General features: G+C 53.7%; 1 protein-coding gene. It reads left to right on the forward strand.

The window, feature by feature from the left end:
* Positions 1-83: 83 nt before the first annotated feature.
* Positions 84-13157 (forward strand): LamG-like jellyroll fold domain-containing protein, encoded by a 13074-nt coding sequence (locus SE18_RS01260; protein WP_054532602.1) that lies wholly within the window; start codon positions 84-86, stop codon positions 13155-13157.
* Positions 13158-13364 lie beyond the last annotated feature (207 nt).

The raw sequence follows: 13364 nt of genomic DNA on the forward strand, positions 1-13364 counted from the left end.
CCGTGCTATACTCCGCAAACTTTCTTAGCTTGCGCTCCATACATTGGTTGGCAACGTCATTCCTACCTGGCCTTGGAGGTTCCATGAAAATCCGATCGCATAGCGCTGTGTGGCGTACCGTGTCGCTTATCGTCGCCGTTCTTGGGTTGATTTTGTTTGGCGTTGGCTTCGGCAATCAGGCCGAAACTCCGCAGCGCATGATCACCCGCGCTTGGGAACGGGCTGGGGCAAGTGGCAGCTATCGCTATCAGGCAAGCATCGAGCAAATAACCTATCCGGTTGCCGCAATCACCAGCGCAGGCAGACAACCGCAGGTTGATCATGTGGCGATCGAAGCTCAGGTTGATGCAGCCAAGCAGGAACTCGAAATGCAGCTGTGGAATGGCGCCGATCGCAATCCCGCCAAAGCGCATTCGCTCCGCGTGCATAACGGACAGGTGGAGCAACGCCAAGGTCTTGGCGCTTGGCAACCAGGCGATGTGCAGGATCTGAATGGGATTGCGCCCGCAGGAAATTTGCTGAGTTTTCTGATTGCAGCCGATGATGTGCAATTGCTTGGGCAGGAAACCAGGGCCTTTGAAACGGCAGCGGGAGCCGCGCTGGATCTGACGCTCACCTATGATCATGTTAGTTTTTCGCTCGATGGCAGCAGCTTGGCTGACCAACTCGGGCCCATGCTTGAGCAGCACATTCGCGCAAGTCGCAATATTCCAGCTCATGTCGTTCTCGACGCAGGCCAAGCCTATCGCACCATGCAAGGTCGTGGCGAGCTGTGGATTGACCAAGCAGGTCTGCCGCGGCGCATTGCCTTAACCATTGAATTTCCCGCCCAACGTGGTCAAGGTCGTTCGGTTGCCACAATTGTTGGCGATTATAGCAACTTCGATCACAGCCGTTTAGCGCTTGCCTCAACCCCATTCAGCGCCGACCCCATCACGTGGATTCGATTTCGTCTGATCGAAGGCTTGCCAGCTTTGCGCCTGCTGGTGCTGCAAATGGCCAGTATTGGGCTGCTGCTCGCGGTGATTGCGCTCTGGATGCGCCGCTTACACAACCGCACCGTGCATACCTACACCGTGGCGCTAGTAATTCTCTCCCTGCTGACCACACCATTGTTCCGCGCCGATGTGACCGAGGCCTTTGCCGCTGAGCAAAAGACCGAACAAACTGAGCGCGAGCAGCAGCTAGGCCAACAGCAACAGCTGAATGATGCTGTCGCCAGCCAAAAAACCAGCGCATGGAACCCTCAGCGCAATCCGCAAACCAGCCCAACTCAGCCAGCAATCGTCGATGGCGAATTAACCGCCTTGTTGACCGAGCAACCAGCGTTGGCCTTACCTGGCATGCTAGCCTCAAGCGATACAACCGATAGCGATAGCGATGGCTTGACCGATTATGATGAGGCAATTTGGGGTGCTTGCCCGAGTGCGAGTTCTAGCAGCGATCCTTGTGTTGGGGTTGCTGATCCAACCGATAGCGATGGCGATGGTCTTGAGGATGGCACGGAAGTGCATCAACTTGGCACCTTGCCCGACGAAGCCGATAGTGATGGCGATGTAATCGACGACAACCTCGAAGTAACGGGATTCGCGCTCGGCGGAACCCAGTGGTATCTCGACCCCTATGCCAGTGACAGCAATAGCGATGGCCTGACCGATGGGATCGAGTGTCAAGTTTGGGTTGCGATGTCGAGCGCCTATGATCCAACGGCGGCCTGTCCCGATAGCGATGGCGATGGCCAGCCCGATGTGTTTGATCTCGATAATGATGGCGATGGAGTTAACGATGCGGTTGATACCTCGCCCAACGGCGTCATCCCGCAAACCTTCACTGGTGATACGCCGCTTGCATTAAGCATCAGCCAGCTTGAAACCAATAAGCCAGTGTATGTTGATTTTCAAATTACCCCGACCAATCCTGAGCACCTTGATTATTTTGGGACTGTGCTCGATTGGCCGAGCGGCGATAGCGCTGGGCAAATTCAGCGCCATTTAGAAACCACCTTCGCCGACACCGATAACCAAACCTTGCGCAGCACTGATCCGAACGCCGCCAACGGCGATATTCGGCTAACGCCCATGCTCCAAATTCGCATGCCCTACACCAGCGGCCACTACGCCAATTTGCCAGTCAATGCCACCTATAGCGGTAGCGATCGCGAGGTTAATGTTGGGGTTGATAGCTGGATCGATAGCAGTGCAATCGAGCGCTATGACCTCAGCGTCTACGATTCGAGCAGTGGCGATGGCGAACTATTGGCCTATCTGCCAGTCAGCTATATATCCGATGAAAGCGATGGCGGCGTGGTTGGCTTTACGGCGCGCATGTTCTATCAACCAAGTCAAGGTAGCAATGGGCGAGCAACGTGGGGAGCAGCCCACGAGGTGCGTTTGGTCTGGCTGGTTGAAATGCTCACCGATAGCTGTAGCGACGAAAGCGATCTTGCCAGCTGCGAAGATAGCTACGCGATCATCCAAACCTATTACGATCAATGGACATTGGCTGGCTTGACCGTAACCGAGGAACATGGCACTGATACAGCGATTGTCTACGAAAATCCTGTTGAGGATACTAATCTCGCACTCGATAGCGATTTGTGGGTCGCTAGCTGGAACATGAGCAACAGCTTTTTGCGTGGGCGCGATTGTAGCAGCATCAATGGCAGCGGCATCTGCACAAGCAATGGCAACCGCGATGTAACAATCAGCAATTTGGCGAATAGCATTGATGGCTGGGCGGGTGGCGCAGCAAACCATGATCTCGCAGTGCAACGCGTTACCTACGACCACCATGATGCCTATGTTGAAGATTTAACGATCACGCGGACTGCCGCCTTGTTGAGCAGCGTATTTACGCCCTATGCCGGCCAAACCAATCCAACCTTGCTCTTTGCCAGCGAACATCAAAGCCGATCGGTGAATGTTGATGACAGCAGCGTTACCAGTAACGCGATTACGCTTAATTTTGATGCAGCAAGCGTGCCATTGGTGACCGAAGCGCGCATGAGTTGGGCACCCTACACCTATAGCAATGGCGGGTGGGGCAACTACGACCCAGAGCAATATTTAACCCTTTTGAACACCCTTGTAGTCGACGACGAATTTTTTCAAGCTGATGGCTCAAGCACCAGCCTCGATGAGGTAAGCGGTAAGCAGCTGTGGGCCCAAAGCTATTATGCAGCCTTGTTGCAAGGACTCTCGGAAACGGTCGAAAGCGCTGGCACAGTGCTGTGGACGCAGAGCACTGATCTAGCGGAAAGCCTCTATACGCCAGGCTGGCCATCGTCGACCCCGAAGGGCTTTACTTTTATTGGCAACGCCTACCTCAGCACGATCATCGAATCGGTCAGCAAGTTTGCCAAATATAAGGCAATGGGTTATAGCGGCTATAGCTTTTGGAGCGTGATCAATCATGCCTATAAAAAGGGCTTTACCCAATATACCTTTGCCTTTGAACGCTTGCTACAAAATAAAAAGAGTATAGCGTTGCATGGTTTAATTGGGGTAACCACGATTGGCTTGGCGGTTGGGGCAACCTTGTTTGCGGTGGGCTACCTCACTGGCGATGATGCAAGCTTTCAGGCTGGCGTTTATATTCTGAATGCAGCGACCGTGGTTGGGGTTGGCTTGTATATCGCCAATATGGTGCACAAATTCTATACCCTCTACCAAACGGGTATGGGCGTAAGCGCGGTCTTAAAATCGACGACCATGGCCAATTTTAAAGCGGTGGGCAAGTTTGGCTTGCTGCTTGGAGTGCTCATTCCATGGATCATTTTTCTCGCCACGTCAGGGGATGTGTTGTGGAGCATGATTACAACTGGTGATGGGGGCAGCATTGCCTTTACGGTCTATGTGGCCTATACCATCGCCAGCACCATTATTACCGTGGTGATGTTTGCCTTGGAATATGTGCCAGGGATTGGCCAATTGTTCTCGTTCCTGTTCTTTATGGTCTATTTTATCGATGGCATTCTGGCGATTGTTGGCCAGCAAACGGTCTTTGACCGTATGACCGAAGCGCTTGCCAAGCTGCTCTACGATGTTGACTTAGTGATCAAAAACATGGATTCGTCAGATCGCTTAACGCTTGATATTGTCAATCGCAGCCTTGGCACACCCGAAGATGGGTTTATCGTGACCAATAGCATCTCGTACACGATGCGGGTCACCAACACCCTGCTCTATGGCACGCAATATTCAGCAGCCGATGCCAATAAGGCCTCGTTCCTCTACACCCTCGACGATGAGCCAGTCGATTATCATACTCAAATTAACAAGGGCGATATGCGTGGCGACTGGGTTGCGATTGGCGGGCGCAAAATTCAATTGACCAAAACGATTGAATCGGTCGAGGCATTAGCTTTGACGCGGGTTGGCGTTGGCATCAATCGCTCGCTCGATGGCTTGCTCTATTTGAGCGAAGCCTATCAGGTGCCCTACTCTGGCTGTTGGCTTGATCTGTTTAGTTGTAGCACCGAAACCGTTGGTGGCTCCAGTGAAATTAATATTGGGGCTAGCGAAACCCTCGATATTTTGCCCGCAAGCATAAGCGAATTTTATGCCCTCGACTGGAACGAGGATGGAGCGTTGCAGTTTCCCAGCCAACGCGATCATGATGGTGATGGCTTGCTCAGCAGCGCTGCGGGCGGAGTAGACCCTGAGGATCTAAGCCGCGATGCTGATGGGGATATCTTGCTTGATAGCTACGAATTGGCCCAAGGCAGCGACCCAGAAGCAAGCGATAGCGATGGCGATGGGCTTGATGATGCCCGCGAATTGAGCCTTGGCACCAATCCTTTGCGCAACGATAGCGATGGCGATGGGCTTGACGACAAAACCGAAAGCACCACCGGCTGGATCATCAGCTACAGTGATACTGCGGACAATCGCCGTTATACACGAGTTTGGTCGAATCCCAATGTTGGCGATATTGATGATGATGGTTTGAACGATTTACAAGAGTTCGTCTATGGCTTCAACCCATGGGTCGCCACCGATGCCTCATTAATTGACAATCTTGTGCAATTTGCCGAAATGAACGTGCAGGAAACTGCGGCGGCAACAGTGTTGCTACGGCTAGAAGAACCTGCCGATGCAACCGTGTTTGCCAATAGTGCCAGCGCCACCAGCTTTAACTGTGCCAGCACCGCCACTTGCCCAATCGCGGCCCAAAGTGGGCGTTATGGCACTGCGGCCAATTTCGATGGCAGCAACGATTATCTCGAAGCCAGCGTTCAGCTCAATCCCACGGCCTATACCCAAGCAGCTTGGGTCTATCCCACCAGCAGCGATACGAACTTTCATGGGATTGTTGGCTATGACAACGGGGTGTTGGCCCAACGCGCACCAAGCATCTACCTGTTTCAGGCGGGACGGGTGCAAGTTGGCTTTGGCGATGGCAGCACATGGAACAGCCTTTCAATCAGCAGTGCCATGCTCAGCAGCAACACGTGGAATCACATTGCCAGCACCTTTGATGGCAGCACCATGCGCATCTATATCAATGGGGTTGAGCAAGCGAATTCAACCGCAGCCAGCGGCAAAGTGCCCTATCCAATTAGCAATTTGCGGGTTGGCCGCATCGATAACTATTTCAAAGGCACAATCGACGAAGTAAGCCTGTTTGATCGGGCACTGTCGGCCAGCGAAGTGGTTGCGCTCAAGGATGGCCGCTACAATCCCAATGATCTGATCGTGCAACCAGGCGCAGCCTTGCAGTATTCAACCAACGTCACCAATACGCTGGCAGCCCAAGGCATTCATGGCCATTTGCTGGGTAGCACTAGCACCAGCGATCCAGTTGTTGCCGAGCCGAAGATTGCCTTGCGCTTCGAGGATGCTGACCGCAAGAGCGGCTTTAGCCCAGCTTCTGGCGAGAGCGAAGCGGCAACCTGTGTTGGCACGACCTGCCCAGCAAGCGATCTTGTGAGTGGCAGCGATCGGTCGTTGGCCTTCGATGGCGTTGACGATCTGCTTTCGATCGGCACGCTAGCCTACGAAACCGCCTTCCAAGCCTCAAGCTTTTCGTTCAACGTGAAATTAAATGCCTGGCCAAGCGCTGGCAAAACTATGAGTTTGATTGCGACCGACCCAACCCAAACCTATGGGCTGAATGTCTCGGTTAATAGCAGCGGCAAGCTGATGGTAGGCTTAAATGATGTAAACCCAGCCTTGACTGGTGGCATCACTATGCCAACCAATACTTGGATAACGATCACCGTGACTGTCAACGACAAGCAATTGCGCGTCTATCAAAACGGCACCTTAGATAGCGGATTGAACAACAATCTGCGCTTGCGCCTCGTAGTTGGGGCTGGCACATTGGGCAATAGCATCGATGGAACTAGCCCATTGCATGGCAATCTCAACGCCATCAGCATCATCAACAATAATGCAGAAACGGTCTTTGCGCTTGGCTTCGATGAAAATAATAGCAGCCTGCGCACCAGTTTTGTCAACACTGCGAGCGGCGGCAGCACCGTTACCTGTGCCTCGGCAGCGACGTGCCCAAGCTTAACCGCTGGCGCAACCAACGAAGGCCTGTGGTTCGATGGCAGCGACGATTATTTGCCCTTGCCTGCCACAGTAAGTAACGCAGCAGGGACGAGCGGATCGCTAAGCTTTAAACTTAAATTGACGACGCTCCCAGCCAGCGGTTCCTACTATTATTTGCTCGATAACGGCTGTTCAAGCTCGGCGGGCGCAGGCTATTGTTTACGGGCCTTCGTTGATTCAGCTGGGCTGGTCACGCTTGGCTTGATAAATCGCAGTACAACCAACATTGCTTTTGGGCCATTCGCAACCACTGCCGCCGGAGGCTTCAGTGGCAAACTTGGTAGTTGGGTAACGGTGACGATCAGCTGGAATCTGGCCGCAGCGGCAGGCGCAACCAGCAGCTTCAGCATCGCCACAACCTATAATGGCACCACCACAACGGCCAGCAGTAGCGGCACCAGCACCTATTGGCCCTTGATCACAACCGATAGCAATGCGCGGTTTGGGCGACGTGGTGGCGGTGGAATGCCGCTGAACGGGGCGCTTGACGATTTCATTGCCACAAGCTACGCGCTTAATTTCGACCAACCAAGCTTCAACGTCGAACAGATTAACCGAGTCAATGCAGGTCGGGTTGCAGCATGTCGAGCGTTCTATAGCTGTCCCACATCAACCAGCGCTGGCAAATTTGGTGCGGCGCTCCGCTTCGATGGCAGCGATGATTACATGGTGCTTGATCATACGTTAGCCGACGATTTCAGCATCGCATTTTGGATGCAAACGAGCCAAACCACAGGCAGTGCCAGCGCGTGGTGGCAGGGCAATGGCTTGGTCGATGGTGAGGTTTCAGGCAATGGTAACGACTTTGGGATCGCCCTTGGCGATGGTGGCAAAGTCTTGTTTGGGATTGGCAACCCGACTGCCAGCGACACAACCATCAAAGGCGGCAGCGTCGCCAATGGCAGTTGGCATCATGTGGTGGCAACTAGGGTCAAGCAAAGTGGGGCGATGCGGCTGTATATTGATGGGACGTTGGTTGCCAGCGGCACCGGTAACACAGCTAGCCTGAGCGCGCCACCCTTCTTGCGCCTTGGCATGATTCAAACAGGCTATAACGCCTACGCAGGCTTGCTCGATGAAGTTGTGCTGCTTCCCGCAGCGGTTGATCTGGCAGGTGCGCAATTGCTGATGCAAACTACCTATCCCATGATCGAGTTTGCCAACGCTGTTACAACCTTCCAACTCAATGCACTTTCGGCAAGCACGCTGAGCGCCGCTGCCAGCGTGAGCAGCAATGCGGTTACTAGCCGCCATACGTTTACCCAAGAGGTAGAGGCGGCAATCGATCTCCAATCGGCAATCGCCTATCCGGTAACTGATAGCAATGCAGCCAGCATGCCGTTGCTTATGCCGTTTGAGGAAGTGCCAGGCGAAACCATATTCAACAATTATGGCACGCTAACAGGCTATAGCCAAAGCAACGACATGAAAACCCCAACCTGTTATAGCACGATTGGCTGCCCAACCACAGGCATGCAAGGCGTGGTCGGGCGGGCTGCATGGTTCAATGGCAGCGGCGATTGGCTCAGCTGTACCTATGCTGGAGTTTTGGGCTTGCCCTGTGGATTGAGTGAAATTAACATTCGCAGCGTGGCAGCCTGGGTCAAGGCCGATCGCGGCACGATTGCCGATTTCCGTAACTCGCTCGGTAGTAGCGGACTTGAGTTGGATTACAACAGCTTCAAGGTCACAATCAACGGGACGACCTATCGAATCGCGATTGATCTGCCAGAAAACGAGTGGGTCCATGTCGCAGCAACCGTTGACCTGACCAGCCGAATTGCGAAGGTTTATGTCAATGGAGCGCTATATGGCTCGACCAGCCTTGGCAGCAGCGGCACCTACGAAGGCAGTTTCCCATCGATTGGAGCCAATCGGGCAGGAACATTTGGGAACTTGGGGGCTGATGGCGATTTTTTCCATGGCGCGATGGATGATCTGCGCGGCTATACTATCACGCTCTCAGCCAGCCAAATCAAACAACTCTACACCGAATCAGCGCCCACCATGGCCTTCGATTTCAATGCCGATTCAAGCAATGCCAGCAGCGTTCACGATACCTCGGTCAATGGCTATCCTGGCGTGCTGCGCGGCTCGTTCTGCAATACGGTCACCCTCGATTCCGCCGATTTTAGCAACTTTGGCGCTGATGGGATTAACATTCGTTTGGAAAGTACCGATCAGCTGATTCTGAGCATTCCTTTGATCGCAACAGCGGTGCAGCAATTGAATGTAAGCGTGCCAATCTGTGGTATGGATAGCCTGCGAATTGAGCAAATTGCAAGCAATGCAGCAATCTCCTACTATGGAACAGCGAGCTTCAATCCAACCCTGTCGGGAACCACGGCGAGCGTTATCATTGGCTCCTATCCAATCGATCATATGGTGCTGAACTACCGATATGCGACGCCAACGAGTAGCAGCGCGCCGAGCCTAACCGATGGCAAAATTGGCCAAACAATGACCTTTGGCGGGGCTGGTGCGATTGAAGTCCAAAGCCCAACCACGGTTTCGGCCTTGACCAGCACCTTTAGCTTAATCGGCTGGATCAACCCTGATGATATTGCTGGCTTCCAGCAGATCATCGCTAGCGGCACCGATGCGAGCAGCAACAATGGTTTCAGTCTTGAATTGAACGATAATACACTTCAATTCCGTACCTTGGGAGTAAAAACCTATGCCAGTAGTGCCAGCGTGCGCGCCGGGATTTGGCAGCATATTGCCGTGGTTTTCGATAGCAACTACGATGCGTTGTTTTATGTCAATGGTGCATTGCAAGCAACGATCGATGGCTCGGCAGTTGCCAAAGCAAACACCGATGATCCAACCTATCTTGGTGGCAGCGCAAGCACGATTGGGGTTTTGCAAAACTTCTTCCGTGGCCAACTTGATGAGCTAGCGATCTACGACCGTCAACTGACCACTGGCGAAATCTATGGCATCTATCTCCGCGATTTGCGCTGGTATAGCGCCCGTAGCACAGTTGAGCTTCAGGTTGACACCGATGCGCCAAGCATCACCCTGCTTAGCGATGCGGCCTATATGGCCAATCAACCAACTAGCATTGTAGTCTCGACAATTGATCCAACCTCAGGGGTGCGCTTGCTCGACGTTGGGGTTAAACGCCCAAATACAAGTAGTTATACGTGGTCGAGCGCAGCACTCTGTGCCGAATCGCTTAGCCTCGCACGTAACGCCGCGTGGTGTTACAGTTTTGATCCAACCAGCCTCAGCGGCCCAGGCAGCTATAGCCTTCAATTCCGCGCGGTCGATGCAGTCGGCAACCAAACAATCTCGCCTGCCTATCAAATTAACATCGATCAGACAGCGCCAACTGCTGCCAGCACCTACAGCGACCATTGGCAACCGCTCGTCGCCAGTGTCAGCGATAATCTGGCATGGACAGTGGCGCTCAGCGGCACACTCAGTGATCCTGGCAGTGGCATTGATCCAAGTGCAGCGCAATTGAGCTTACTTGATAGCACAGGCGCCGTAGCTGGGCTGGATCATGCGCAAACGGTCAGCGTCAGCGGCAATAGTTGGAGCATCAATTATGGCTTTGCCAACAAACGTCCGGCGGGCCGTTATCAACTGCGTTTCAGTGTCGCCGATGCAGTTGGCAATCAATGGTTGGGGCTGATTGGCAGCATCATGCTTGATGGACGCGCGCCCACTATGGAGCTTGCGCCCGACCTGCTGGCTTCGCGGATTATCAGTACAACTCCAAGCCTGAATGGACTGGTGGTCGAACAACCACACTGGGGGGGCGAGATTGCCGCCTTCCCGTTTGCCGAAGCCAGCGGCGCGACCAGCTTTGCCGACTACTCCGCTAGCCAGCTGAACGCAACCTGTACAGGCCAAAGCTGTCCAAGCGGCGTGAGCGGGATCTTTGGCCGTGCGCTTAGCTTCGATGGTAGCAACGATAGCCTGACCATCGCGCCGACCACAACCATCGATCTGCACACAGCAACCCTGAGCGTGTGGATCAAACCAAGCTGGATTTCGGGCACGCTTGGCTATGCCCCAACACTTGCAGCCCAGAGCACTGCAAGCACGCCAAACTGGCGCTGGCAGATCGCGGCCAATTACCGTAGCATGCAATTAACCACAGGCAATTCAACCACCAGCCTCCCCCTGAATCTAGCACCCAACCAATGGGCACACCTTGCCTTGGTGCAAGCAGGCGATAGCTGGACAGGCTATCTGAATGGGGTTGAACTTGGCATCGTTGATCAAGCGTTTGGAACGACGATCAACCTGCCGCTGCACCTTGGCTCAAATGGCAGCAGCCAATTCTTTGCTGGCCAACTCGATCAATTCACCCTCTACGACCGGGCCTTGTCGGCGGCGGAAGTCTATGCATTGGCCCAAAGCTCGGTCGCTGGAATTAGCAATGCTCAAATCTGGCTTGCCCCCGACGAAACGATGCTACCCGCCAGCCCACTGATCAGCTACGATTTTACCGAAGTCCCTGGCGCAACCAATTTTGCCGATGCAAGTGGCAATAGCTATCCTGCAACCTGCACCACTTGTCCAACAGCAACCACTGGCTGGACTGATAGCGACGCACTCTGGTTTGATGGGGTTAACGATGGTCTGAGTGTAACGATTACCAACAATCTGAGCTTGGCAAACTTTACTCAAGCAGCATGGATCTACCCAACAGGCAGCGATTCAGGCTATCACGCGGTAATGGGCTATCAACCAGGTTCGCTCAATCAGCGCCGCCCACCAAGCATTTATATCAATCAAAAGAATCGCATTCACGCAGGATTTGGCGATGGCAGTGTCTTTACATCGCTGCAAACAGGCCCAGTTTTGACCATCAATGCCTGGAATCATCTTGCGACAACCTTTGATGGCAACGCTTATCGGGTTTATGTCAATGGCACGGCGGTCTATACCTCGACAGCGAGCGCAGGCCGCACCCCGTATCCGGTTTCCAAACTCGAAATTGGCAAGGCTGATACCTATTTCAACGGGGCCATCGATCAGGTTCGCATCTATGATCGCGCATTATCAGCCAAGGATATTGGCTTGCTAGCATCAGGCTGGACAACCGCCCCGATCACAGGGGCAAGCACGGCCAGCGCCGACTGGAACTATTCGATTCCACATGGGCTTCAAGGCTTGTATAGCCTGCGCATGCGAGGCACAGATAGCTTCAGCAATACCGAAGCGATGGCAACGAGATGGCGCGGCATGATCGATAGCATTACACCCACAATCAACCTCAGTGCGGTCCATCGCGGTGGTGGCTATGCAGCCTCAACCGTCTATACCGTAACCGCCAGCGATCTCTTCCTTGATTCTGCGACCCTTAGCATGCCATGTCAAGGGCTCAGCAGTAGCTTAACCTCCAATCCAATGGGCGGCACGAGCACACTGACGGCAACATGCAGTCTTCCAGGCCATCAACAAGGACTGGTGAGCGCAAGCATTGATGATCTAGCGGGCAATCACGCTAGTGCTTCGTTGCAGCTGCCAACCCCAACCCCAAGCCCCGCAATTGTGATTACCGCACCATCGAGTATCATCACAGGGACGGCACCGATCAGCATCACTGGCGGAGCGTATGCGCCTGCTGGCATTCAACAAATAACAGTCGTTATCGCTGGAAATAGCGTGGCTACCCTACAGTTTGGTACGGGCGTTACAAATACCCTCTGGGCAACAACGTGGCAGCCACAAGCAAGCGGTCGCTACACGTTGACTACTATGTTGATGGCAAATGATGGTAGCATCGCTAGCGATAGCATGAGCATCACCGTGCGCGACGCGTATCAGCTACAGGTTGATCGAGACGGGAGCGGCAATGGTCAGATCATCAGCACGCCCACAGGTATTGATTGTGGCAATCTGTGTGCAGCCCTTTTTGCAGCCAGCACGATAATCACGCTCACCGCAACGCCGGATGCAACTTCGGTCTTCAGTGGCTGGAGCGGCGCGTGTAATGGCCAAACAAGCTGTATTGTGACCATGAATCAGTCGCAGCATGTGACCGCAACCTTTGAGGTAAAGAGCTACCCACTCAGTGTCGATTTCGCAGGCGATGGCGCTGGCACAATTACAATCATGCCAGCAGGCATCCAATGTACTCGCCAAACCGCCCCATGTTTGAGCATGGTCAATGCAGGCACTGTCGTGACCATCACCGCCGCGCCAATGCCAAATACACGTTTTGTTGGCTGGAGTGACGATTGCAGCGGCACAACGATCCTCTGCATCCTACCGATCAATCAGGCGCGTCAGGTGACAGCTAACTTTGCGCTGCTTCCACCAACTGTCACCCCAACCATGGCCCCGACGAGTACCGCAACCGCGACTCCAACAGCCATGCCAACCACAACCAGCACGCCAAACCAGCTACCGACCTTAACAACAACCGCTCTTCCATCAAGTTCAGCAACAGCAACCCTGACTGCCATTGCGACGGTCATACCAAGCGTTTCAGCAACGGCAACAACCAGTCCAACCAGTTCCGCAACCATACCCGTTCCGAGCACACCAACCCACACGCCAACGGCAACAATAACTCCCAGCATGGTTGCGCCAAGTTATCGCATCTATCTTCCAATGACGATCCATGGAACCCCATAAAATACTGCAAGCAGCAAAAAACGACCATGTTCCCAAGAGTACTTGGGAGCATGGTCACGAATTGCGAACGAGCGCAAACTCAAGCCGCAGCCCTCAGCAGCAAAGGCCCAAGCATTCAGCAAGCGGAGAAATTCAGCCATCCTTAAATTAATCCAGTCGCTGCGCTCTATGCTCAACAAAACATATGTGCTATGATAACCATGCGTT

The organism is Herpetosiphon geysericola (genome assembly GCF_001306135.1).
GTDB classification, from domain to species: domain Bacteria; phylum Chloroflexota; class Chloroflexia; order Chloroflexales; family Herpetosiphonaceae; genus Herpetosiphon; species Herpetosiphon geysericola.

What these genes read in the sequence shown, in the direction of transcription:
- SE18_RS01260 (WP_054532602.1), top strand. Translation starts at nt 84, where the DNA reads ATGAAAATCCGATCGCATAGCGCTGTGTGGCGTACCGTGTCGCTTATC.